The sequence below is a fragment of the Alkalihalophilus marmarensis DSM 21297 genome, from assembly GCF_000474275.2.
GTDB lineage: Bacteria > Bacillota > Bacilli > Bacillales > Bacillaceae_D > Alkalihalophilus > Alkalihalophilus marmarensis.
Genome location: NZ_ATAE01000032.1, coordinates 21,787 through 45,831 on the forward strand (window position 1 = coordinate 21,787; position 24,045 = coordinate 45,831).

23 protein-coding genes are annotated in these 24,045 nt (G+C 39.2%); 10 read left to right on the forward strand and 13 right to left on the reverse strand.

Annotation, left to right across the window (positions count from 1 at the left end; all coding sequences use genetic code 11):
* Positions 1-100: 100 nt before the first annotated feature.
* The 5 genes from A33I_RS11605 to A33I_RS11625 all read left to right on the forward strand — a co-directional run bounded on the left by A33I_RS11605 (position 101) and on the right by A33I_RS11625 (position 5,698).
* On the forward strand, positions 101-805 hold the full coding sequence (locus A33I_RS11605) for an AzlC family ABC transporter permease (RefSeq protein ID WP_022628590.1): 705 nt from the start codon (positions 101-103) through the stop codon (positions 803-805).
* A gap of 1 nt (position 806) precedes the next feature.
* On the forward strand, positions 807-1,112 hold the full coding sequence (locus A33I_RS11610; protein WP_012959797.1) for an AzlD domain-containing protein: 306 nt from the start codon (positions 807-809) through the stop codon (positions 1,110-1,112).
* 136 nt (positions 1,113-1,248) lie between these two features.
* Positions 1,249-2,520, forward strand: a complete 1,272-nt coding sequence (locus A33I_RS11615; RefSeq protein ID WP_022628591.1) for a hypothetical protein — start codon at positions 1,249-1,251, stop codon at positions 2,518-2,520.
* On the forward strand, positions 2,513-5,509 hold the full coding sequence (locus A33I_RS11620) for a DEAD/DEAH box helicase (protein ID WP_022628592.1): 2,997 nt from the start codon (positions 2,513-2,515) through the stop codon (positions 5,507-5,509). The genes A33I_RS11615 and A33I_RS11620 overlap by 8 nt, the downstream gene beginning before the upstream one ends.
* A 6-nt stretch (positions 5,510-5,515) precedes the next feature.
* Positions 5,516-5,698: a hypothetical protein gene (locus A33I_RS11625; RefSeq protein WP_012959800.1), complete on the forward strand. Its 183-nt coding sequence runs from the start codon at positions 5,516-5,518 to the stop codon at positions 5,696-5,698.
* Between the two features lie 95 nt (positions 5,699-5,793).
* On the opposite strand, the gene A33I_RS11630 is transcribed toward A33I_RS11625, so the two are convergent.
* The 4 genes from A33I_RS11630 to A33I_RS11645 form a co-directional block, all read right to left on the reverse strand.
* Positions 5,794-6,285 (reverse strand): BsuPI-related putative proteinase inhibitor, encoded by a 492-nt coding sequence (locus tag A33I_RS11630; protein WP_022628593.1) that lies wholly within the window; start codon positions 6,283-6,285, stop codon positions 5,794-5,796.
* Positions 6,286-6,299: 14 nt separating this feature from the next.
* On the reverse strand, positions 6,300-7,121 hold the full coding sequence (locus A33I_RS11635) for a YitT family protein (protein ID WP_022628594.1): 822 nt from the start codon (positions 7,119-7,121) through the stop codon (positions 6,300-6,302).
* Positions 7,122-7,125: 4 nt separating this feature from the next.
* The gene (yjfP, locus tag A33I_RS11640; protein ID WP_022628595.1) at positions 7,126-7,917 is read right to left on the reverse strand and encodes an esterase; all 792 of its coding nucleotides are present in this window, start codon (positions 7,915-7,917) and stop codon (positions 7,126-7,128) included.
* 171 nt (positions 7,918-8,088) lie between these two features.
* A complete protein-coding gene (locus A33I_RS11645; RefSeq protein WP_022628596.1) occupies positions 8,089-8,370 on the reverse strand; it encodes a hypothetical protein in 282 nt (93 codons plus the stop codon).
* Between the two features lie 125 nt (positions 8,371-8,495).
* On the opposite strand from A33I_RS11645, the gene A33I_RS20590 reads away from it, so the two are divergent.
* Complete coding sequence (locus tag A33I_RS20590; RefSeq protein ID WP_152976473.1) at positions 8,496-8,627, forward strand: DUF3941 domain-containing protein; 132 nt, start codon at positions 8,496-8,498, stop codon at positions 8,625-8,627.
* Between the two features lie 17 nt (positions 8,628-8,644).
* On the opposite strand, the gene A33I_RS11655 is transcribed toward A33I_RS20590, so the two are convergent.
* The 9 genes from A33I_RS11655 to A33I_RS11690 form a co-directional block, all read right to left on the reverse strand.
* A complete protein-coding gene (locus A33I_RS11655; RefSeq protein WP_022628598.1) occupies positions 8,645-9,640 on the reverse strand; it encodes a hypothetical protein in 996 nt (331 codons plus the stop codon).
* Between the two features lie 151 nt (positions 9,641-9,791).
* The gene (locus A33I_RS20595) at positions 9,792-9,932 is read right to left on the reverse strand and encodes a lmo0937 family membrane protein (protein WP_012959807.1); all 141 of its coding nucleotides are present in this window, start codon (positions 9,930-9,932) and stop codon (positions 9,792-9,794) included.
* 100 nt (positions 9,933-10,032) lie between these two features.
* Entirely contained in the window at positions 10,033-10,398 is a 366-nt protein-coding gene (locus A33I_RS11660; protein ID WP_022628599.1) for a rhodanese-like domain-containing protein, read from the reverse strand.
* A gap of 61 nt (positions 10,399-10,459) precedes the next feature.
* Positions 10,460-11,545 carry an AI-2E family transporter gene (locus A33I_RS11665; protein ID WP_201783212.1) on the reverse strand — a complete coding sequence of 362 codons (1,086 nt, stop codon included), beginning with the start codon at positions 11,543-11,545 and terminating at the stop codon, positions 10,460-10,462.
* A gap of 136 nt (positions 11,546-11,681) precedes the next feature.
* Positions 11,682-12,728, reverse strand: a complete 1,047-nt coding sequence (locus A33I_RS11670) for a LacI family DNA-binding transcriptional regulator (RefSeq protein ID WP_012959810.1) — start codon at positions 12,726-12,728, stop codon at positions 11,682-11,684.
* Positions 12,729-12,903: 175 nt separating this feature from the next.
* Positions 12,904-13,773 carry a sugar ABC transporter permease gene (locus tag A33I_RS11675; RefSeq protein ID WP_012959811.1) on the reverse strand — a complete coding sequence of 290 codons (870 nt, stop codon included), beginning with the start codon at positions 13,771-13,773 and terminating at the stop codon, positions 12,904-12,906.
* Positions 13,773-15,065 carry a carbohydrate ABC transporter permease gene (locus A33I_RS11680; protein ID WP_022628601.1) on the reverse strand — a complete coding sequence of 431 codons (1,293 nt, stop codon included), beginning with the start codon at positions 15,063-15,065 and terminating at the stop codon, positions 13,773-13,775. Before A33I_RS11680 ends, A33I_RS11675 begins: the two co-directional genes overlap by 1 nt.
* Before the next feature lie 82 nt (positions 15,066-15,147).
* Positions 15,148-16,425 (reverse strand): extracellular solute-binding protein, encoded by a 1,278-nt coding sequence (locus A33I_RS11685; protein ID WP_022628602.1) that lies wholly within the window; start codon positions 16,423-16,425, stop codon positions 15,148-15,150.
* 133 nt (positions 16,426-16,558) lie between these two features.
* Positions 16,559-18,244, reverse strand: coding sequence for an alpha,alpha-phosphotrehalase (locus A33I_RS11690; protein WP_022628603.1), 1,686 nt, complete (start codon positions 18,242-18,244; stop codon positions 16,559-16,561).
* A gap of 251 nt (positions 18,245-18,495) precedes the next feature.
* Here A33I_RS11690 and A33I_RS11695 point away from each other — a divergent pair, with 251 nt between their 5' ends.
* The 4 genes from A33I_RS11695 to A33I_RS11710 all read left to right on the forward strand — a co-directional run bounded on the left by A33I_RS11695 (position 18,496) and on the right by A33I_RS11710 (position 23,777).
* Positions 18,496-20,268, forward strand: a complete 1,773-nt coding sequence (locus A33I_RS11695; RefSeq protein ID WP_022628604.1) for a glycoside hydrolase family 13 protein — start codon at positions 18,496-18,498, stop codon at positions 20,266-20,268.
* A gap of 104 nt (positions 20,269-20,372) precedes the next feature.
* The gene (locus A33I_RS11700; RefSeq protein WP_022628605.1) at positions 20,373-21,746 is read left to right on the forward strand and encodes an MATE family efflux transporter; all 1,374 of its coding nucleotides are present in this window, start codon (positions 20,373-20,375) and stop codon (positions 21,744-21,746) included.
* Between the two features lie 146 nt (positions 21,747-21,892).
* Entirely contained in the window at positions 21,893-22,609 is a 717-nt protein-coding gene (locus A33I_RS11705; protein WP_022628606.1) for a GerMN domain-containing protein, read from the forward strand.
* Positions 22,610-22,790: 181 nt separating this feature from the next.
* Complete coding sequence (locus A33I_RS11710; RefSeq protein ID WP_012959818.1) at positions 22,791-23,777, forward strand: TAXI family TRAP transporter solute-binding subunit; 987 nt, start codon at positions 22,791-22,793, stop codon at positions 23,775-23,777.
* Positions 23,778-24,045: the final 268 nt, after the last annotated feature.

Genomic DNA, 24,045 nt, shown 5'->3' on the forward strand with positions numbered 1-24,045 from the left:
AATGTATTTTATAACATACAATCATATAACATAACATACATTTTGAGAGTAACTTTTGTAATAAGTGTACCATGATCATTTAATAGTAGGGGAGATCAATATGAGTTCAACTGTACTCACACAAGAAAAAACTGAATTTTCACGCGGACTTTTAGCCGGCACAAGCATCGCGATCGGATATTTACCTGCTGCGATCACATTCGGGTTATTAGCGAAAGGCACTGGATTAAGCTTTTTTGAATCAATGGCTATGAGTATGTTCGTCTTTGCAGGGGCGGCACAATATATGGCTCTAAATTTAATAGCGATTGGAACAGGTGCGTTTGAAATTATTTTTACGACCTTTATTGTTAACATCCGTCATTTACTTATGAGCGCCTCAGTCAATGAAAAAGTAGAAAATGCCCACCCTCTTACTAAAGCCATTTATTCCTTCGGGCTGACAGATGAGGTGTTCGCTGTTACCTCGACGCAGGAAGGAAAGGTGAAGACAGGATTTATTATCGGTGTGGCTGTCATGGCCTATACCAGCTGGGTTTTAAACACAGGAGTTGGTTATCTCATGGGGTCTGCGCTGCCTCAGTCCCTCCAAGAAAGCATGGCGATTGCACTTTATGCCATGTTCATCGCCCTTTTAATCCCTTCCCTTAAAAAGCAAAGAAAAATAGTGTGGCTTGCAATCAGTGCTGCAATACTGAACAGTTTCCTTTCTTTATTTATACCAAGCGGTTGGTCGATTATCTTAGCTACATTAATCGCTTCAACAGCCATCGAATACATACGTCCAAAGAAAGGAGTATCTTAATATGAATATGACTATGCTTGTTATTATAGCTGGGATGGCAATCGTAACCTATATACCAAGAATGCTCCCATTGACGTTCATGGATTCCCTGCCGATTCCACCTTGGCTTCAAGCTATTTTAAAAAATGTCCCATATGCCGCCTTAGGAGCACTCATATTTCCTGGTATTTTAACCGCTCATGAAAATGTGTTATTCAGTTTAATTGGGGCACTAACAGCTATTACAGCCGCCTATCTTGGAGCTAATTTAATTATTGTTGTATTAAGCAGCATCCTCATGCTAATGACCTTGACCCTGATTTTTTAGATCTTTTCCTAAGTCTATTCCTAAACTATTTTTTTGAAGTATGCAACGCCCCTCCTCACCGCCTCTCCCCTTTCATTCTTAGAGCGAAAACGATACAATAAAAGAATGCACTTAGAATGAAACGGGGTGAAGGTAATTGGACCACCTTTCAATTGACAAAGATTTTCCAGAAGATAACCTTTTAGAACAAGAATTAGAGCAAGACATCATAAAAACGTATAAATCACTTATTACCTCACGCTACTTCACCAAAAGTCAAATTGAACAAATTGTTATCCAAACACAAAAAAGTATGGAGACAGATCATTTTCTAATGCAAGCAGAGAAAATGTTAATTTATATTAAAGGTGTTTTCTCCTTAGCTAACAGTTTCCAAACATATGAGGAGTATGATCGCCGTTTTTCCCATTACTTCACTTCCTTAATGAGCGACATTCTCCTATTATTAAAGGAAGATACAGAAGATTTACAAGAAGTTGACAAGGTGATTCAGCGTATCCTGTTTTACTTCGTATATGATGCCGAGTTAAGTAAATCCCCTTGGCCATATTTAGTACAAAATCTTGCTGATCTCGTTCCACCTAGACAGCTTGAAGCGATAGAGAGTTTCTTACAAGAAACTTTACATGAAGCTGAGTGTGCAAGGTCTACCTTAGTGGCCTACAGCTACATTCTCTTATTAGTCGGCAAGGAGTCTAAATCATTATCCTTGTTACGCAAAGAACAGCATCTAAGTCAACAGGAAGTAACACCACATTTTACTTGTCTAAAAAAACGAGAGCGCTTTAAGACCATTCAGTTATGGTTTAATCAATTATTTCCTAATAGAGGCGACAGAGGTTACGGTTCTCTCCAAGGAATCGCTGATGAGATGAATGCTTCCCTCCATAAATCAGCAAACGAAATGTCAACGGTTTGGAGAAGGTGGTTATTATCACCAAGTTTCACACGATTTCAGTCTTTATTTGTCCATGTACCAGAAGAAGACCAGGAAACGTTACTCTACGAATTGTTAGCTGAGCTCAAAAAGTCCTTGCACCAGACAGAAACAACTCTAACTTATTTACGAATATTAAGGGAATACAAGATGTTTAATGAAGCTGCCTCTTATTTTTTGATTTTTGAACATGATCCGCTCAGGCTGCATCAGGAGAAAAAAGATTTGCTTAAAGATATAGAGCTTTCTTATCCACAGCTCGCAAAGCCGATACATCATCAATTTATTGTCAGGCTGGTGGAGAAAAAATCACGTGTACATTATGAAGCAGCGGTCTCATCAATTAAGTTATTGCAGAAAATTTATGAGAGACTAGAGGAAAATGAGCAATTCTATCATTATATAGCTAAAATGAGGAAGCAGTATCGAACGTATCGGGCGTTTGTTGAGGAGTTGAAAAAGATTGAATAAACAAATCATGGTACATTGCGGATGGTTAGAAGGGAACTTTTTTCTTTGGGCAGAAAAACTGAATCGATCGAAATTCGATCAAATCGTTAGTTTTCAATACCCTTTTTTAGTTCCTGCATTTGAACTCAAATTAGCGCTTTACCGCCATGATCAAAATAGTTTCTATGGGACGTTTGTTGAAACAGAAAAAGCGGTTATTGATGTACCGTTAAAAAACAGGGAGTTTGTTTCTCCTGCAGGACAAATGACGATTTATCAAGCACAAGAACAAATGAAATCTTACTCTTTTCCTATTGAAGGTATTCGTTTATCAATTAATGAGCTTCTAGATCAATGGGAGCTCATCGACCATTGGGATGAGCAAGAAGACCTTATCCTTTCACCAGATTTAAAGTATTGGATGAGTCTTTTTTCTGAAGTTAAATCCTTGATCGCACGTGGAGATATCGAGCCTAAAGCAAGCGGAGAATGGAATCTATCATCATTTCGCTTTAATGAGTGGTCAGAAGCTCTGCCTAAAGTAAGCTTTTCGTTAAGGCCGACAACAGCATATATTCAATCCAAATCAAGCCAGACTACCTTGTTAGAAGACTTTAAGGACGTTCTACGGCGCTTTACTGATTCGGCGATCCGCTCTCTTCTTAATGATCCTAATTGTCAAGCTGCCTATCAAGAGTGGATTCATGCAGCAGACGAGGAGCTAAAACCTTCACTAGAAGCATTAGCCACAAGCAATCAAGCGCATGTCCATTTATCTGAACAAGCTTTTGGAGAGCGACTTGGTACAGTTAAGGTAGAACCTTTCAAAACAGCACTTGCCCTCGTTGAACCGAATGACCAAGATGACGATTGGAGCATTTCTCTTTGTGTAATTGACCGTGAATATCCGAGCCAAGTCATTGAGATGAGTGAGTTAGAGCGCGGGGAACATCCGTGGAGAAGCAATCCTATCAGCCAACTAAAAAAGGACGTTACAGAGCTGCAATCAAAGATTCCCATCCTTGATGCATTATCTGTTTCTGCTCCTACCTTAAAACTTAGCGCTGATCAAGCGTATGAGCTTTTTACGATCCATCACTCATTACTTAAATCAATGGGCATTCACCTTATTGTGCCTAAATGGTTAAAAGAGGGTAAAAAAGTAAAAGTCGAGCTCACAGTAGAAGGCATTCATCAACCAGCAACAAGTGAACCTTTACTCGACTGGCAAAGCCTGGCTTCATTTACTTATCAGGTTGCTATTGGAGACAGCACCTTAACAGCCGAACAATTTGATCAATTTGTTAAAGGCAGCAAACCATTTATATATGCGAACGGGGAATGGATCAGCTGGGACCCAAAGCTTGCCGCAAAGCTTCAATCCTACCTTAACAGTACATTAAATGAGACGACGTATTTTGAGGCCCTTAAAAAGGATCAAGATGCAGAAGAATGGATAGATGAACTAGACGTAGAATGGGATTTTAACTGGGGAGAGACGCTTGAGAAATCTTTAGAATTATTATATAAACAAGCCCCCCCTTTAATTGAGCTTCCTGACAGCCTTCAAGGGGAGCTACGTCCTTACCAGCATCAAGGTGTCTCTTGGATCGCTCAATTACGACACACAGGATTTGGCGGCTGCTTAGCTGATGACATGGGTCTTGGAAAATCGATTCAAACGATTGCTTATATCCTATATACGTTAGAAAATCAAACAAAAGAGCAACGAAAACCATTCCTGCTCATTTGTCCAACTTCACTTATTTATAACTGGTTAAAAGAGTGTGAAAAATTCGCTCCTAGTGCGCGAATTTTTGTTCATCACGGGCAGTCACGCCTGACAGAACAAGAAGTTGATTCGTTGGAAGAATGGGATATCATTTTAACTTCCTATCAATTAGCAGTCAGAGATACAGACTTGTTAAAGAACACTCATTGGAACGGGCTCATTTTAGATGAGGCTCAGCACATTAAAAATGTGGATACAAAGCAGCGGCGCGCTATTAAGCAAATTAAAGCCGCTCATCGGTTAGCCCTGACTGGAACACCTATTGAAAACCGATTAAAAGAATTATGGTCGTTAATTGATGTGATCAACCCATCATTCCTCGGCTCTTTCAAGTCGTTTCAAGATACCTATATCAAGCCGATTGAAAAAGATCAGGATCAGGATAAGCTTAAGACACTGCAGCAGCTTATTTATCCATTTATTTTAAGGCGGAAGAAATCGGATGAACTATTGCAGTTAGGGTTGCCGGAGAAGCTAGAGCAGGTTCATAAGGTGACATTATCAGTCGAACAAGCTGCCCTGTATCAGGCAGTAGTGGATGATATTTTATCCCGGCTGAATCAAGTATCACAGCTCGAGAGACGCGCTTTAATCTTAAAAAGTCTAACAAAATTAAAGCAAATTTGTAATCATCCTGCCCAATTTCTTAAAACCGATGAAGTAAGCAGGCATGACTCAAGAAAGTGGGATGAATTATTTGCTTTAGTTGAAGACATTCACAATCGAAACGAGAAGGTATTAATTTTTTCTCAATATAAAGAAATGGGCCGGTTAATAGCCGAGGAGCTAGAGCGTCGCTATCAAAAAGACGTCCCTTTTCTACACGGCAGTCTAACAAGACCGAAGCGGCAAGAGGCTATTGAGAGATTTCAAGAAGACCCGGAAGTCACTGCTTTTGTTCTTTCTCTTAAAGCAGGAGGAGTTGGCCTAAACTTAACAGCGGCAAATCATGTGATCCATTATGACAGATGGTGGAATCCTGCAGTCGAAAATCAAGCAACGGACCGTGCCTTTAGGATCGGTCAGACAAAAGATGTGACAGTTCATAAATTAATGACTTCAGGTACACTCGAAGAGAGAATTGATAAGATGTTAACTCAAAAGCAATCTTTGGCAGATCAAGTGCTGCAAGCAGGAGAACAGCAGGTAACGGAATTGACCAATGAAGAGATTCATCATTTAATACGTTTGACTACGAGTCCAGAAAGGAGTTTATAAAATAAGATGAAAGCAGAATATGAAGAGCCGTATAAAAGCTATTGGATCGGCTCAAAAAATATGCCTACCACCGAAAACTCCCCTAACTCAACAACTCCAACGCCGGCCCATCACTCTGAGATGTGGAGTAAAATGAAGCAGTCTATTCAAGAAGCCGCAAAGAAAAAATGGAATATTGTAGATGAATAATACACCCCAAAAAAGACTAAGCGATATAAACTCGCTTAGTCTTTTCTCTACATTTATTCGATCCCAATTATTTAAACTCAATTACTCTAATTCAATTACTCTATTTCAATGGAACTTTCTGCTTTAAATTGTTCCTTATTCTCTACTTCTTCTCCGTCAACTGCAGCAGCAACCACTTCAATATAAATGGTATGAGTGCTTGATGACCATTGATCAGTTGAAAGAGTTTCTTGATAAGACTTTGTTTCACCCGGCTCAAAGGTCTCAGAGGTTAACGCCATGGTAAACATCATCTCATTGGAGTAACGGTATACTTCATTTCCTTCTTCATCTACAACAACCAATTCATATTTTTGACCCGATGTAAAGTCCAATGTAGCTGCTTCATCCATCTGATTTGTTATTTCGATATCTACAACGACCTCGCCCTCACCATTTTGTTCAGTAGTAACATTAACAGCCCAATCTGAATTCATAGCCGCATCGTTCCCTTCTGCTTGGTCTCCTCCTGGACTGGTAGCTGTTTGTCCACATGCTGTCATAAAGATCAACCCAAGCGCCATAAGAATAGAAAATACATGTTTCATGTACATCCTCCTTTTTACTCTTTGCGAAACAAACCATATATTCCTGTTGTTTCGATTATATTTGTAAATGCTTCAGGATCGACAGAATCGATGATATGCTTAAGATCATATAATTCATATCTAGTAATCACGGTCATTAGAACTTCTTTTTCATCCGCCATATACCCGCCTTTAGCAGGCAGTCTCGTTATTCCTCTAGTAATGCGTTCGTGTATTGCCTGTCTTAATTCTTCTGGTTTCTTCGTCACAATCATTGCTGTTAGCTTCACATGACGTGTATGAATGGCATCAATAACACGTGATGTCACATAAAGAGTAACCAGTGTATATAATGCTTTTTCAGGATCAAACAAAAAGCCGGAAGCTAGAACAATCACTCCATTTAGTAAAAAGAAATAAATTCCTACGGGGCGGTCACTTAACCTTGATAAGATTAACACGATGATATCAATACCGCCTGTGGATGCACCTACTTTCAAAGTGATGCCTGCTCCTATTGCGGCAATCACACCTCCAAATACGGCATTTAATAAAATATCGCTTGAATAGTTTGTGATAGGTACAATTTCAAGAAATAACGTAGTAAAAGCGACGTTTAAAAAACTATAAACGGTGAAGCTCTTTCCAATTTTCAACCATCCGATAATTGCTACAGGAATATTCAGCAAGAATAACATTATACCAGTTGACAGGGGTAAAATTGTTGCCAATAATTGGGACACCCCTGTAAAACCACTTGCAAACACATTAGCTGGTATTAGAAAAAAGTTCAAAGATATTGCTAATAAAAACGCTGAAAAGATAATGACCAACAGTTTCTTTAATTCGTTTACCATACGATCACCATACAGATGCTTTCACTTTTTCATTTAAGAGGTGAGTACAAAACCAATCTACACCTTGCAACGTTGCGTGTCTCGTTACCTTATGAGATGTATTCGGTTCTTGAATAAACTGAATTCGATCTGTTTGATCATATTGATCATAAAGCTGTTCATACAGAGCTTTTGAATAATCAAAAGGTACAACTTGATCTTGTTCCCCGTGCCAAATCAAAAGCGGTCTCTCATTTAATGCTTCTAGATTTTGTGATAAGTCCACTGCTTTTAACTGACTTAACATCGCTTGCTTCATTTTCTCTTCAAGCGTATGCCCAGAGTCTTCAATCATTTTAATTTGGGCATTAGCAAATGACTGGAAATAGGCAGTACCCATAAACGAAACAGCCGAATGAATCCAAGAATATTGACTGAGTGCCCCATACATTGTGATCGCGCCCATTGAGGTTCCTGCAACGCCGATGCGATCATTATCGATCAATTCTCGTTGCTGCAGATTATCTTTAATCAGGCTGATTTCTTTAATTGATTGTAAGACAATATTCCAAAAAAGAATATCACGATCTTTTCCGCGCACATCCCCCTCACGTTCCCCGTGATGGAGGGCATCAGGCAGGATCACCCGAAATCCTTTCTTTGCTAATAAATAGGCTATCGCTAAATTATGTTCTTTAGCACTTGTATACCCATGAAGGAAAAAGACTGTAGGAAGTTGTTTGGTATGATCATTTTCTGCTTTCACTACATGTAACGTAGGGATGTTATGGATCGTTTCATTTTTTATTGTAATCAATTTGTCTGCTCCTTCCAATAATTAGATTCCATTTGTAATACGGATTATTATAGCACCGGAATTTAATTATTTCATTAAAATAATTCTTACGATAAGAGCCCAAGTTACCTTTACTACACAACCTGCCCTGATTTATCAAAAAACAAACAAAAAGCCACCCGCATTGGTGACTTAATATTGATTCTGCTGTTGTTTTTCATTATATCTTTGAACACTGTAGAGGGCACCTTCATTCACCATTTTATTATCATCTACATCATACGGGTCAGGGTGTCCTGCTTTAATCTCGGTTTGACCATTTTGATTTTCTGCTCTTTGCTTGGTCACTTTTGTGTACATTTGCTTTAATTGACGTTTTGCTTTTTCTCTTCTTTCTTCATCTTTTAGAAGGATAGTTGTAGCACTTGCTACTCCTGCGACAACAGATGCAACTAGAGTTCGCTTCATATTCATAAATGATCTCCCACCTTTTCAAATTGTTACAATATGTTTTCCCTAAATAAATCAAAGTAAACATTTATCATGATTTCCGGTGAGAATGCACACACTATACTATCATTTATGAAAGCAGGTGAATTATGTCACACACTGGCGATTCAAACAAAAAAAAGAAAGATAATAATGCAATCAATGCTAAGAAAAATCAACAAGCAATGGAAAATGCCCGCCGCGGCAAGTATACTGACTCAAAAGAACCAGACCACCTATAAAAGAGCAAAGCAGAGGATTAGTTAAAGATCTCCTCTGCTCCCTCTATTTCTTCTTGCTGACTGTCTCCAAAGCCTCTTAGTTGGTGATCCCAATAACCGATACGTTCAATCGATTGATCACTACCTGCTATAAACCAAATGGAACCAAACTCCACATCATAAATGATCACTTGTTTTCCATCAATCGATTCTCTCACATACTGATTACCATACGCACGAACGGCATCATTTAATCGGTCTCCTACAGAAATTCCTTTTGACGTTTCGTAACCAGCATCTGAAACGATCAAATGTGATAGAGCATTATCTGTGATTTCAATTTGAACATCAAAGGCGTTTTCTTTTCTTTCATACCCGTACCGATCTCTATATGTAAACTCATTTTCTGATCCATAAAAACCAACATAATCAGCAGTCATTCCATACCCTGTATTCCAGTGAATGGCTCCTAATACACCGTTTACTTGTTCTTTATTTAATCCGATAGACAGGCCTGCCATATCCATCAGACCTGGCGAATTAAGGTGAATGATCCCCGTGTCTTGATACATGTAATAATCAAAGCCTAATTTTCCTACATCTGCCAGCCGAATCATATCTCGATTTTGAATATAGTCAAGAGAAAAACTAGATAAAAAAGAAAGGATCTCTTCATGTTCTTTCTCTTCTTCTGTTATTTCTCTGTTTTCAATGCTTTCAATGCTCCCAACCCTTGTATCCTCATCTGCCAGAGACATTTTATGACGCTCTTCATTCAGCACTCGGATAATTTTTTGAACATATCCATATCCATCCTTAAGCTCTCCATTAAAATGAGCTGCCTCCATTAACACCGGTCTCAAAGGAAGCCACCATTCACCGTCTATCTTTACCGGTTCTCCTACGTACCTTTGTTCTTGACCATCTATATAAAACCAAGTCTTTGCTGTTTCTGATGCGTAAGAATGAGAAGGTGAAACGAAAAACAAACAACTTAAGACCAAAGACAAAATACCTATTTTTATTATATTCAATCTTTCCAACCCCTATTAATATTCTCTATTGTCAATAGTTTACTAGAATTTAACCTTTTTTCCTACAACAATCTACATTATTTTTGGGGTTAATGTCATTTTATTGATCAAAAAAAGAACTCAGATACCTGAGCTCTTAGCGTGAATTCAACTATGCTTTTCTTCCCGTGATTAGACGGAATATAAACAAGACTAATGCGATCACCAGAAGGATATGGATTAAGTTCCCTGCAATTTCAAAACTAAAGCCTAACAGCCATAAAATGAGCAAGATGATTAAGATTGTCCACATTTATACACTCCTCCTTTCTGCATTCAGTATGTTTAGCATCACCCATCTCGTTAAAATTACTCAAAAGAAAGCACAGTGCCTTTTGACACTGTGCAGCTTTTTAACGATATAACTCTTCGGTATTTTCAACCATCCATTCAAGACCTTCCTGACGATCCCCATCCCAGCTCAACATACCGCCGTAGAAATTTCTAACATCATTAAATCCGTTATTTTTTAAATAAAGAGCTACATTTTGACTTCGCGCCCCGCTGCGACAAATAAATACGTAGCTTTTTGACTTATCAAGCTTCTCAAGATGAGCAGGGATTGTTTGCATAGGGATTAAAGGAACGCCAGGGATATGACTTTCTTCGTATTCATCTATTTCACGAACATCAATTAGTATAGGTGAGGCTGAATCGTTCACCATTCCTTTTAATTCATTCGTATCGACTTGGATAATACCATCTAATTCATTGCTCATTTATCTCTCTCCTTACTCTGCTTCATTTATTCGTTTAATCATTAATCATCATTAATCATCATTAATCAATAGGACGTCTGCGCAGCATAATTAATCGATAAGTGTGCAGAACAATTACTTTTCCGACTGCATATGTCGGGACGGCTAATAATAAGCCTAACAGACCAGCAAATCTGCTCGCAACAAGCAATAATAAAATAATCGTTAACGGATGAATATCTAATTTTCTTCCCATAACTTGTGGAGAGATTAAATTACTTTCAATTTGTTGGACAACAACTACCACTATTATTACGAGTAACGCCATAAACGGGGAATCAAGGAACCCGACGATCACACCAGGAAACGTCCCGATCCACGGACCTACAAATGGAATCACATTTGTAAACATGGCAACTAGGGCTAAAACAAGCGGATACTCGATCCCGATGATAAGGTAGCCTATGTATACAAGAACACCCACACAAATACTAACAATAATTTGCCCTTGAATATAAGAGCTCAATGCATAATCCATATCAGATAGGATTCGTTGACCTTCCTTCTGATGTTTTCTAGGCAGCAGCCTGAGAACTTGGTTAGGAGCTTTCTCTCCTTCTTTCAACATGTAATATAAAACAAATGGAATAATAATCAAAACAATGACTACATTTGCGATAAATCCAATAAAGCTAGCGACATTCGAACCAATGCTAGACATTATATTGGTCATATATTCTTCTAAGTTTGATGTGATCTCTTCTAGTGAGAAGTTTTCACTTTCTTGGAACCTTGAAATATATTCATTTTCTTGAATAGCTATAATCATGTTTCTAATTTCATTCATAAAAGTCGGCCAGTTACGTGTTAAGCTGGTAAACTGACGCTGTAATTCAGGTCCTACAAGTAAGATCAGCGACGTTATTAATCCTATTGCCATTAAGTAAAGGATTAATATTGATATACTTCTCGGCAGTTTTTTTGATAATAAATTCACAAATGGCCTTAATAAATAAAACAACACTCCTGCAAGAACAATAGGAGCAAAAAGAGTTTGAACAAGAACCACGATCGGCTTAAAGATCCAATCAACTAGAGATCCTAAATAAATAATTAAGAAAACAAGAGCAAGGCCTACTCCAAATCGAAATGCTTTATTTTGTGGCAGCATAGATTTCTAATTCCTTCCTTTATACTTTTTCGTTATTATATCACAGCACTTCTTAACTGATCGAAACAAAAGAATGTACCTTGTATCTATACCTTAGAAATGTAACTCTAAACATAAAAAAAGAAGGAAAAGCCTATGAGCTGATTTCCTTCTCTGGTATACGCTTTCTACAAGTTTGACGCTTAATGAATTTATGCGGAACGATTATTTTTTTTGTCGGCTGCTTTGGATCATGAATTTTCTTTATCAGGCAATCAGTCGCTTGAAATCCCAATTCATAAATATGAATATCAACCGTTGTCAAAGGCGGAGATGATAGTTCAGATAGCATTACATTATTAAAGCTTACAACCGACATCTCTTCTGGCACAGAGATCTCCATTTCATCAAGCATTCTCAACACTCCAAGAGCCATTAGATCATCTGCAACGACAAGTGCGGTCGGAGGTGTTTTCAATGACATCAACTCAATAACCGCTTCCTGTCCGCCTTCTTGTATTTCATCGTAATAAACGATGTACTCTTCTTTAGACTCTACGCCCGCTTTCTTTAATGCTTGCTGATACCCTTCTTTATGATCACGTGTTACAACGTAATCTAAATTACCGCCGATAAATCCAATATTCTCATGACCTAATAATAGTAGATATTCTGTGACTGTTTTTGCAGCTTTAAGATTGTCATTGTTCACATAACTCACATTCATAGCTTCCGCTTCATAAGGTCTGCCGATTAAAACAAACGGAAAATCTTCTTCAATTAAATAATTAATGACCTTATCATCCACTTTAGAATAAAGTAATAAAATTCCATCGACTCGGCGGCTTTGGACCATCTGTCGAACTTCCTCTAGTATTTCATTCTCAGTTTGCCCTGTTGATAGATAAAGACCGAACTTCTCTAGATATGCTTTAGAGGTGATCCCTCGAATGACCTCAGGAAAGAATGGGTTTTGAAAGGCTATCTTTGCTGAGCTTGGAATAATCACGCCTAATGTATTTGTCTGTTGATTAACCAGGCTTCTCGCATTAAAGTTTGGATGATAGCCAAGCTCTTCCATCGCTTCCCTCACGCGTTCTTTCGTGCGTTCACTAATTCTTGAACTGTTTGCAATTACTCTTGAAACGGTTGAAGGAGCTACATTAGCTAGCTTTGCAACATCCTTGATCGTAACCGCCATAACAAATCCCACCTTTAATTTCCTGTCATCTCATATTCTTATATTGTAGCGAGCTTCTCACCCAAGAACAATGCCTTCTTTTAGATTAGGCCGCTTGTTATGATTCTGATCTCCAAATCCCTACATAGAGAATGCGGTGGAGCCCCCACCGCATTTGATCGTTACAGCATTATGTTTACCCTTTTGTCGCTCCTGATGTAAGGCCTGTTACAAGATAACGCTGCAGAAGCAAGAATACTGTTGCAATTGGAATCGCAATTAAGATGGCCCCTGCTGCAAATCGTGTGAAGTTATTAGCAAATTGATCGTTAACAAAATTGAATAACCCTAGAGCTAATGTGAAGTTTTCAGGACTTCTTAAAATGATCCGCGGTAATATGAAATCCATAAATGGAGTCATAAAGTTAAATAAAGCAACAACCGCTAAGATCGGTTTAGCAAGCGGAAGCATAATCGTAAAGAAAATACGGAAATGTCCTGCCCCGTCAAGTTTAGCCGATTCATCAAGTTCATTAGGAATGGTATCAAAATACCCTTTTACTAAAAAGGCATTCATCGGAATAGATGTACCGACATAAATGATAATTAATCCTGTTAACGTATCTAGCAGGTTCACTGTGTTTAATAAGATATAAAGAGCCACCATCGCCATTAACACAGGGAACATTTGCAGCATTAGGAAAGCATACAATCCATACGTACGCCCTTTAAAACGATAGCGTGAAAATGCATAGGCAACAAGTGCTACAGTAAATGTAGATAACACAGACGTACATACAGCAACAATCAATGTATTTTTATACCAAGTTAAATAGTTACTGCGCGGGTTTGTAAATAACCACTCATAATGCGTAAATGACCAGTTTTGAGGAAACATTTTTGCCCCGTATAAGCTTGTTCCGGGATTTAAAGATAAGCCGATCGTCCACAATAACGGGTAACCGATAATAATGAACATAACCAAAAGAACGGCATAGATTCCAGCTACCTCAAGATTTGATTTTAATTTCCGGTTATTTTTCCGGCTGTTTGATTTACGATCCATTATACGCTTCCCTCCTCTTTAAAGGAACGACTTCGACGGAATTGGAAGAAGGCAAAGCCAGCCACCATGATACCAATGATAATTGAAATTGCTGCAGCCATACCGTACTGTTTTGTCTCAAACGTCAGGCCATACACCCATGAAATAAGAATGTCGGTTCCTCCGGCATTTTGTCCTCTTACCGCTGGGCCGCCTTGGTTAAATAAGTAAATAATATTAAAGTTATTGAAGTTAAACGAATATTGCATAATAAGCAGCGGTGCTGTAGCAAACAAGACATGCGGTAATGTGATGAAGCGGAACTTTTGCAGACGATTTGCCCCGTCCATATCCGCAGCCTCGTACCAATCACTTGAAATACTTGTTAACACCCCTGTAAATAGGGCAAATACAAAAGGAAAGCCTAACCATACTTGGATCATAATTAAAGCTGTTTTTGCCCAGAATGGATCACTCATCCAAGGGACCCCGTCTCCACCAAAGAGAGGAATAATAATATCACGGTTAATCGTTCCAAAATTATCATTAAACATTGCTGAGAAAATAAGAATTGTTACAAACCCCGGTACAGCCCAAGGCAGAATTAAAATCGTACGAATAAACTTTTTCCCTTTAACACGGGGATCGTTAACAAGCAGTGCTAAAAACAATGCTAGAGCGATTTGTAAAGTAGTAGCTACAAACGTCCACACGAGCGTCCATGATAAAACAGAAAAGAAGGTGTCACGCCAAATCGGCACAGTCACTAAATCGATAAAGTTTTTAAAACCAATCCATTCAAGCAGATTTCTTGGAGGCGCATTATACAATCCGTAGTTTGTAAAAGCGAGCCCTACCATGTACATTAATGGAAAAACGACAGTGAAAATTAAAAGCAATAGTCCTGGTGCTGTTAATAAATAAGGAAAGCTCTTGTCATATGCATGGCGAAACCCTTCACGGACACTTGGGGCAGCCCAGCCTTGTTGAATTCTCTTTGCATCCTTACGTGCATCAACTAAATTGATCACATAAAATAAAATGGCAAATGTAGTGAGAATTAAAGACATAATTCCTTGAGCTAATAAAAGTCTAGAATCATCAACTCGGGGAATGGTTCCTAATGTGAATAATCCCCAAAAGCCTATATTCAAAAAGTTATAAAATACGCCAAAGAAGGCTGCAAAGAGAATAAAGAAGGCCGATCCTTTTGCATAACGGCGGTTATAAAATTGCCCTAAACCAGGCACAACAGATAGGAGCGTGGCAAGATTTGGGTTATGCGAACGTGGTTCACGATTCGAATTTTTCATGTTATGTGTCCTCCTCTAATGCTAGGATAAGGAGGAGGGTCCACTATAGACCCTCCAGCCTCCCTATTAGGGCAGTCAGAGATTAATTAGCACCTTCAGAAAGTTGAATTTGCTCCTTAATTTGATCCACTGCTTCTTCTAGAACTTCTTGTGCATCTTGACCTTGAGAAATAAATTCAAACGCATCTCCCATTGGATCCCACACTTGAGACATTGCAGGGATGTTTGGCATAGGAACTGCATATTCAGCTTGCTCCACTAAACCAGCACGAAGCTCGTCATCTATTTCAACATCTGTACGAGCAGGAAGCTCACCAGCAACTTCAAAATATGTTAATGCATTTTCAGGGTTTGTGATAAATAAAGCAAGTTCAGTAGCCCATTCAATGTTTTCACTGTACTCATTTACAAGCCAGCCCTTAACACCTGAGAATGAAGCCATATTTTCACCATCAATTGAAGGAAGCGGAGCTACTGCTAAATTGTCACCAAGTGCAGCAGAGTAGTTTGGAATATTCCAAGGACCTGTAACTACTGCCCCTACTTTTCCATCTTCAAACAGACCATTCATAATATCGCCAGTGATTCCTTGTGGAAGATATCCCGCTTCAAACCAAGATTGGATAAGCTCTGCACCTTCTTGTGCACCTTCGTTTGCAAGACCAATATCTTCAATATCATACACACCATTATCATCTTGGTTAAATACATAACCGCCGTATGCCTCTAGGAAAGGATAAAGGTAGTAGAAGTTCGTTCCTTCCATTAAAAACCCGTATTCATCAGCTGATGCATTTGTCAGTTCTTCTGCAATTTGCTCTAACTCTTCGATTGTTGCAGGAGCTTCTTCAACAAGCTCTGTGTTATACATTAAGCCATATGTTTCGATAACAGCTGGAATTCCAAGTTGAGCACCCTCGTAGCTAAGAGCTGTGATTGCGCCTTCTGGGTAACCTTCTAATTGCTCTTCTGTTAATTCAAGCTCTGCAGCTAAACCTTGCAAGTAAATATCACCCATACGATCGTTTGGCTGGAAGAATAAGTCCGGTCCGCCGCCTGATGCAGCATCAAGAGATAATGCATCTGTTTGGTCAAGCATAGAGAATGGAGTAATGTCTACATTAATTCCCGTTTCTTCTGTGAAGCGTTCTGTAATTTCTTCATATGCATCAAGTTGTGCATCTTCATCATTTACCCACATTGTTAATGTATCAGGCTTTTCTGCCTCTGTTACCTCACCTTCAGTTTCACCTTCTGATGGCGCAGGTGCAGCTTCTTCTTCGCGATCTGGACCACATGCAGCTAAAACAGCTAACACAAGACCCATTACTAGCAATAGTAAAAATGAACGCATTTTCATTGATTCTTTCCCCCTTAACCTTTTCATTGTTTGTGTCATACCTGGAATCATTCGTTAAATCCATCTAGCAGTCCATTCATTTGCTATCTCTTTCATCACTCCCTTCATGTAGTAAAAGAAAAAGTGCATTGATTCAGCCTTTCATAACATACACACGAGCTTCATAAGGTGAGAGCTCTATTGTTCCATCTTCTAACGATGGATGGATGGCCTCATTACTAATCAACAACTCACAGCCGCTTTTTATCCATTTTGGTGGTACCTTATATGCTTGGGGTATGGCAGTGAAGTTTAGCATGACTAAAAGCTTCTTGCCTTCCCATTCTCTTTCATAACTGTATACAGCCTCTTTATTTTCATTTAATGTCCTATACGCACCATAAATCATGATTGGATTCTCTTTTCTTAGTGCGATCAGTTTTTTGTAATAATGAAGGACTGAGTTTTTGTCTGTCTGAGCTTCCTCTACATTAATTTCTTCATAATTCTGATTGACAGCCAGCCAAGGCTCCCCCGTTGTGAAGCCTGCATGTTTTGTTGGGTTCCACTGCATAGGTGTTCTCGCATTGTCACGACCCTTAATATAGATCCGTCTCATGACCTCATCATGTGATATTCCTCTTTCTTCTGTTGCTTCTTTGTACATGTTAAGAGTCTCAATATCGCGATAATCATCGATCGAATCAAATTCCACGTTCGTCATACCGATTTCTTCGCCTTGGTAGATGTAAGGAGTGCCTTGCAGGGTGTGCAGCAGGGTCGCTAACATTTTGGCAGAGTTCACACGGTACTCTTTATCATCTCCGAACCTTGAAACCATTCTTGGTTGATCATGATTATTCAAATACAAGCTGTTCCAGCCACGCCCTTCAAGTCCCAGCTGCCAGCCGTCTAAAATTCTTCTAAGTTCACTTAAGGTCCATGGTTGAATATCCCATTTCCCTCCAGGTCCTGAATCCACATCCATGTGATCAAATTGAAAAACCATATTTAATTCATTGCGATCTTCTCCGGTAAATAATGCTGCATCGTCTGGCGTGACTCCCGGTGTCTCACCGACCGTCATGACATCATATTTCGATAACACTTGTTCATTCATTTCCTTTATATATTCATGAACACGCGGACCATTTAGAAATAGATCGCCTGCCGGCTGATACGGCGTGTCTCTTACTTCAGAAGCATCAGGGAGCCCCTCTGCTTTAGAGATCATATTGATGACATCCATCCTAAAGCCATCAATCCCTTTATCGAGCCACCAAGTCATCATCTTGTATAGTTCACTGCGTAACGCTTCATTCTCCCAATTGAAATCAGGCTGTTTTTTTGAAAATAGGTGCAAGAAATACTCATCCGTTTCTTCGTGATACTTCCATGCAGAACCGCCGAAATGAGATTCCCAATTATTGGGTTCTTGACCACCATTACCTGGGCGCCATATGTAGTAATCCCGATACGGGCTTGTTTTTGATGAAGCTGACTTTACAAACCACTCACATTCGTCACTCGAGTGATTTATGACTAAGTCCATAATTAACTTCATCCCGCGTTTATGGACTTCACTTAGCATTAATTCCCAGTCGTCCATTGTCCCAAATTCCTTCATAATTCCGTAATAATCACGGATATCGTACCCATTATCATCATTAGGAGAATCATAGACAGGACTTAGCCAGATCACATCAATCCCTAACCATTCTAGATAATCAAGCTTACTGATTATTCCTTTTAAGTCACCAATCCCATCACCATTGCTGTCAGCAAAGCTGCGGGGGTATATTTGGTAAATCACACTTTCTTTCCACCATTGTTTGCTCATCACTTCATCACAACCTTTATGCCATAATTAGAGCAATCGTTTGCACAATCCGACAAAAAAATATGCAATCGCTTTCATCTATCTTTATAGGCAATTATACATAGAGTCATAGATTTAAGCAACCGTTTTCACATATTTTTTATTTCGTAAAAAATCACAATGACAAACGTTTGCATTCTTAACGTGACAGTATACAATTATATACATAGGCTTAGATTAGTTAGAGGTTTAAATTATTAAGGAGGGGTTGGATGCAAAAGGAAGCCATTTATCACCGTCCAAAAAACGAATTCGCTTATGCTTATAATGAAAAAGATTTACATATTCGTTTAAAGACAAAAAAAGATGATGTAGAAGATGTCGAACTCCTATACGGAGATCCATATGAATGGGATAACGAAACAGGTTGGCTGTTTCAAGCCGAAAAGATGATAAAAACAGGAAGTGATGACCTTTTTGATTATTGGTTTAAAGAAGTCTCTCCCCCTTTTCGCCGCTTAAGATATGGATTTCGCCTTCGTTCAAAGAATGAGTGTTTAACATATACAGAACGAGGGTTTTATGAGGATTCACCAGCTGATGCTGGATTTTACTTTTGTTTTCCATTTTTAAATGAGGTTGACGTTTTCGCGCCTCCAGAATGGGTAAAGGACACAGTCTGGTATCAGATCTTCCCTGAAAGATTTGCTAATGGTGATAAGTCTCTTAATCCTGATGGCACCTTGCCTTGGGGAAGCACGTCTCCTACACCGACAAATTTCTTTGGCGGCGATCTTGTAGGAATTGAGAATCATCTAGATTATCTATCCCAATTAGGAATTAGCGGCATCTACCTCACTCCGATTTTCAAAGCCCATTCCAATCATAAGTATGACACGATTGACTACATGGAAATTGATCCGCAATTCGGTACTAAGGACACGTTTAAACACTTTGTCAAAGCTTGTCATGCTAGAGGAATTCGAGTCATGTTAGATGCTGTATTTAATCACTCAGGCTACTATTTTGAACCTTTTCAAGATGTCTTAAAAAATGGGAAGGCTTCGAACTACCGTGAATGGTTTCATATTCATGAGTTTCCAATCACTACAATAGAAGAAGCTGCCGGTGACGTGCGTCCAAATTATGATGCGTTTGCTTTTGTTCCAACAATGCCTAAGTTAAACACAGAACATCCTGAGGTGAAAGAATACCTGCTAAACGTAGCTGCTTATTGGATTCGTGAATTTGATATTGACGGCTGGCGTTTAGACGTTGCAAATGAAATTGATCATTCCTTTTGGAGAGAGTTCAGGAAAGTAGTAAAAGATATAAAACCTGATGCGTATATATTAGGAGAGATTTGGCATGATTCAATGCCTTGGCTTCTAGGAGATCAATTTGACGCAGTAATGAACTATCCTGTGACTAACGCCATTATTGACTTTGCAGGAAAACATTCAATTAACAGTAAAGCGTTCATTGAACAATTAACAAAATTACTGCATATGTACCCTCGTTCTGTTCAAGAAGTTGCTTTTAATTTATTGGGAAGTCATGATACACCAAGGATATTAACGCTCTCAGCCAACGATGAAGATCTGGTTAAGCTTCAGTTGTTACTCCAATTTTCTCTGCCTGGAACTCCTTGTATTTACTACGGAGATGAGATCGGTATGACTGGCGGTGCTGACCCTGGGTGCAGAGAATGTATGGTTTGGGATGAAGAAAAGCAAAACCAACCATTATTCAAATATGTACAACAGCTCATTCAACTTCGTACTCAGTCTGAAGCCTTTGGCACGAGAGGTGATTTAACGTTTGTTCCAACAAACCTTGCCTCCCCCCTCCTCTCTTATATAAAGGTCACAAAGAATGAGCAGCTGTTATTTGTCATAAATGCAGAAAGAGAATCTCATGAATTCGAGTTGCCTGATGAGTTTATTAACCTGCCAACGAAGGAATTATTTTCTGAGCAGGTTATGGAGCCATCTGCTAAAATCAGGATAGGTCCTAAACAAGCCATTGTTTTAAAGAAGCTTTAAAAGGAATGAGGCAGCAGCAAGAAGAACGGTTTCATCCCGTCCCGTTCTTCTTGCTTTGTTATTTCATTCCAAAAATAACATAGTCCATATAGGTGGGATGTCATATGACCAAGAAAGCAAAAACAGCACGTAATGCCACCCTCTTCGCTCTCACATGGCCGATCTTCATTGAAATTCTTCTACATATGCTGATGGGTAACGCCGATACGTTAATGCTTAGCCAGTACTCTGATGATGCGGTTGCAGCGGTTGGGGTTTCAAACCAGCTTCTGATGGTGATCATCGTCATGTTCGGCTTTATAGCTACAGGAACAAGCGTACTCGTCGCTCAGCATTTAGGGGCAAATCAAGACGAAGATGCCGGCAGAGTAGCAACCGTTTCGATTATAGGAAACTTTATCTTCGGCTTATTTTTAAGTCTGCTATTATTCGCTGCAGGGCCCGCCATCCTTCTTATGATGGGGCTTCCAGAGGAACTTTTAAAAGAAGCAACTCTCTATTTACAAATTGTCGGCGGCTTTTCATTTATTCAATCAGTTCTTATGACGATTGGAGCAGTTCTGAGAAGTCATCAGTTCACTAAAGATGTGATGTACATTACGATTGGTATGAATATTTTAAACGTAATAGGAAATTATTTATTTATTTTCGGACCGTTCGGGATTCCGGTTCTAGGGGTTACAGGGGTAGCGATTTCAACTACCATTAGTCGAACTTTGGGGTTAATCGTTATTGCATTTGTCCTGTTTTACCGACTAAAAGGGCGTCTGCCTTTTTCTTTTATGCGTCGTTCTTTCCCTTCATACGAATTAAGAAGTTTGCTTAAGATCGGAATTCCGTCAGCAGGTGAACATCTTTCTTATAATGGCTCACAACTTGTGATTACCTTTTTTATCGTCATGATGGGTACAGAAGCCCTGACAACAAAAGTGTATACACAAAACATTATGATGTTTATTTTGTTATTTGCGATTGCTATAGGACAAGGAACTCAAATAATCATCGGCCATCAAGTAGGGGCAAAAAAGTTAGACGAGGCATACGAGCGATGTATTAGAAGCTTAAAGATAGCGATTGCCGTTTCAACCTCGATGGCTGTGATCGTTTACTTTTCAAGCCGCCCTCTTCTCTCAATATTCACAAATAACGAACAGATTATCACAGCGGGTGCAACCCTCTTACTTCTAACGATCATTTTAGAGCCAGGAAGAGCCTTCAATCTCGTTGTCATCAATTGTTTACGAGCGGCTGGAGATGTTAAGTTTCCTGTGTACCTTGGGATTTTATCCATGTGGGGAGTAAGTATCCCTGTTGCTTACTTTTTTGGTGTACACATGGGTCTTGGACTTGTTGGAGTGTGGATAGGTTTTATTGCGGATGAATGGCTGAGGGGCCTGTTAATGTTATGGCGCTGGCGTCAAGGTCATTGGAGAGAAATGTCCTTTGTGCGTCGTTCTAAAGAAAATCAACTTGCATAGGTCTAAAGTTTGAGTCTTAATTAATGATTTGAAAATGAACGGCGATGTTGTAAACTTTAATTACAGGGTTGTCTTACCAAATGAGGAAGCTTTCTCTATTAACCTTGTAAGATATTAATTGATTGGCTTGAATAGGAGGACCTACAATGAAAAAAGTCACACTAATGCTAGCTGCATTACTACTTGTTATCTTTTTAGCAGCATGCGGCCAAGGGGAGAACGCCATCGATTCAAATGAATCGACTGGAAATATCGAAACTGAGGAAAATGCAGATGCTGTTGAAGAAGAAACTGAAGTAGAAGAAGAGCTTGCTGCTGATGAAAGTACGGAGGAAGAATCAACTGAAGAACCAGTCGAAGAGGAACATGGTGTAGAAGAGGAAACAGCCGCTGAAGATTCAGAGTCTGTTGAGACGGAAGAAACACCTGCTGTTGAAGAAGCAACTGCTACTCCAGTATATCTATTCTTTGCAGATGATCAGGTAATGGATATTTATAAAGAAGAACGTTCTATTGAAGCATCTGATGAAGAGCTTTTTAAAGCGACATTCGAAGCTTGGGTAGAAGGACCAGAACATGCTAATCTTGTTTCTCTCATCCCGAGCAACGTAGAAGTCCAATCTGTTGAAGAGCATGAAGGTACAGCTCATGTCTCTTTCTCTTCTGAACTATTAGATGCTCAGCTTGGCTCTGGTACAGAAGCTATGCTTATGCAACAAATTGCTCTTACAATGAAACAATTCGGCTTTAATCAAACGAAGGTATTAATTGATGGTGAAGAACATCCTGAAATGTTCGGCCACATTGATACAGGCGCTGCCATTGAAGCTGAAAATACAGAAGATATTCCAACAATGGAATAAATCATCTTGAGGCTGTCTATGAAGGCAGCTTCTTTTTATCTCCTTTATTTTCACATTGTTAGTTTACATGACAAAGAGATTTCGCGTTACACTTTGACATTCTTTTAGATTTTTGATTAAATGATAATGTGGTATGAACACGCCTTCATACTGATAACTACATATATAAGGGGGAAATTCGATGAAAAAGAAATTTGCTTTTTTATCAGCTGCATTGCTTTCTGTAGGAATGCTTCTTGGTGCCTGTGGCGGCTCTGATAATGCTGGCGGGGACGAAGATTTCAAAACAGACTTGCAAATGGGAACAGGTAGTACAGGTGGTACGTACTATCCATTAGGTCAAGAGATGGCTAATGTCATGAATGACAATGTTGATTTCGAAGACTTTAATGTTAGTGCAGTAGCATCTGGTGCATCTGTTGAAAACCTTGGAGGAATTTATCAAGGAACGATGCAGCTTGGTATGACTGTACACATCCCTGCTCTAGAAGCTCTTAACGGTGAAGCTGATTTTGAAGGTGCTGCTGTTGAGAACTTTGGATTTATGGGTCATATCTACCCAGAGGTTATGCAAGTTGTTACGACTGAAAACACTGGAATCACTTCAATTGCTGACCTTGAAGGTAAGCGTGTAGCGATTGGACCTGCAGGTAGTGGTACACAAGCTGCGGCGAAATTAATTCTTAGTGCTTACGGTTTAGAAGATGGTGATTATCAAGCTTTTGAAGAAGGTTTTGGTGACGCTGCTGCTCGTCTTCAAGATGGTCAGTTAGATGCTTCATTCGGTTTACTTGGTCTGCCTGCAAGTAACATTGAAGAACTTGCTTTCCAACGTGATGTAGTATTACTTCCTGTTGAAGGTGAAGCGCTTCAAACAATTCTTGATAACAGTGACTACGGACACTTAGAAATTCCTGCTGATACGTATGAATTTTTAGATGGTCCAGTTGATGCGATTACAGCTTATGCGATTCTTGTTGGTTCTACAAACCAAATCAGCGAAGACCTTGGTTATGAGATTGTAAAAGGTCTTTACGAGAACGTTGACAGCATTTCTCACCCACAAGGTGTGCACTTAGATCCTGAGAACATCTTAAATGGTTCTGATGGTCTTCCATTCCACCCTGGTGCAGAAAAGTACTTCAAAGAACAAGGCATTATTAACTAATAAGATGGATAACATAGGGACTGGGCATCCAATCTGTTCAGTCCCTTTTTAGGTACAAATCTTTTTTTGAAAATAATGGAACGAACGGATTTTCGGCGTTATCAGCACTGACCTCACAGCCTGCTCACGACACGTGGACGTTGCTTTTAATTTAATTAAACCCAACTTCACATAAAGAAGGCTCGACTTCTAGAATGAAGCCCGAAGAAAGGGTAAGCACGATACGATGCTCTAGAGAAACGACTGGTCTGTTTAAAGTAAAAAGAAT

What these genes read in the sequence shown, in the direction of transcription:
- A33I_RS11705 (WP_022628606.1), top strand. Translation starts at nt 21,893, where the DNA reads ATGAAAAAAGTCACACTAATGCTAGCTGCATTACTACTTGTTATCTTT.
- A33I_RS11605 (WP_022628590.1), top strand. Translation starts at nt 101, where the DNA reads ATGAGTTCAACTGTACTCACACAAGAAAAAACTGAATTTTCACGCGGA.
- A33I_RS11690 (WP_022628603.1), bottom strand. Translation starts at nt 18,244, where the DNA reads ATGAGCAAACAATGGTGGAAAGAAAGTGTGATTTACCAAATATACCCC.
- A33I_RS11635 (WP_022628594.1), bottom strand. Translation starts at nt 7,121, where the DNA reads ATGGTAAACGAATTAAAGAAACTGTTGGTCATTATCTTTTCAGCGTTT.
- A33I_RS11675 (WP_012959811.1), bottom strand. Translation starts at nt 13,773, where the DNA reads ATGGATCGTAAATCAAACAGCCGGAAAAATAACCGGAAATTAAAATCA.
- A33I_RS11645 (WP_022628596.1), bottom strand. Translation starts at nt 8,370, where the DNA reads ATGAATATGAAGCGAACTCTAGTTGCATCTGTTGTCGCAGGAGTAGCA.
- A33I_RS11625 (WP_012959800.1), top strand. Translation starts at nt 5,516, where the DNA reads ATGAAAGCAGAATATGAAGAGCCGTATAAAAGCTATTGGATCGGCTCA.
- A33I_RS11670 (WP_012959810.1), bottom strand. Translation starts at nt 12,728, where the DNA reads ATGGCGGTTACGATCAAGGATGTTGCAAAGCTAGCTAATGTAGCTCCT.
- A33I_RS11630 (WP_022628593.1), bottom strand. Translation starts at nt 6,285, where the DNA reads ATGAAACATGTATTTTCTATTCTTATGGCGCTTGGGTTGATCTTTATG.
- A33I_RS11700 (WP_022628605.1), top strand. Translation starts at nt 20,373, where the DNA reads ATGACCAAGAAAGCAAAAACAGCACGTAATGCCACCCTCTTCGCTCTC.
- A33I_RS11610 (WP_012959797.1), top strand. Translation starts at nt 807, where the DNA reads ATGAATATGACTATGCTTGTTATTATAGCTGGGATGGCAATCGTAACC.
- A33I_RS11685 (WP_022628602.1), bottom strand. Translation starts at nt 16,425, where the DNA reads ATGAAAATGCGTTCATTTTTACTATTGCTAGTAATGGGTCTTGTGTTA.
- A33I_RS11695 (WP_022628604.1), top strand. Translation starts at nt 18,496, where the DNA reads ATGCAAAAGGAAGCCATTTATCACCGTCCAAAAAACGAATTCGCTTAT.
- A33I_RS11710 (WP_012959818.1), top strand. Translation starts at nt 22,791, where the DNA reads ATGAAAAAGAAATTTGCTTTTTTATCAGCTGCATTGCTTTCTGTAGGA.
- A33I_RS11660 (WP_022628599.1), bottom strand. Translation starts at nt 10,398, where the DNA reads ATGAGCAATGAATTAGATGGTATTATCCAAGTCGATACGAATGAATTA.
- A33I_RS20595 (WP_012959807.1), bottom strand. Translation starts at nt 9,932, where the DNA reads ATGTGGACAATCTTAATCATCTTGCTCATTTTATGGCTGTTAGGCTTT.
- A33I_RS11680 (WP_022628601.1), bottom strand. Translation starts at nt 15,065, where the DNA reads ATGAAAAATTCGAATCGTGAACCACGTTCGCATAACCCAAATCTTGCC.
- A33I_RS20590 (WP_152976473.1), top strand. Translation starts at nt 8,496, where the DNA reads ATGTCACACACTGGCGATTCAAACAAAAAAAAGAAAGATAATAATGCA.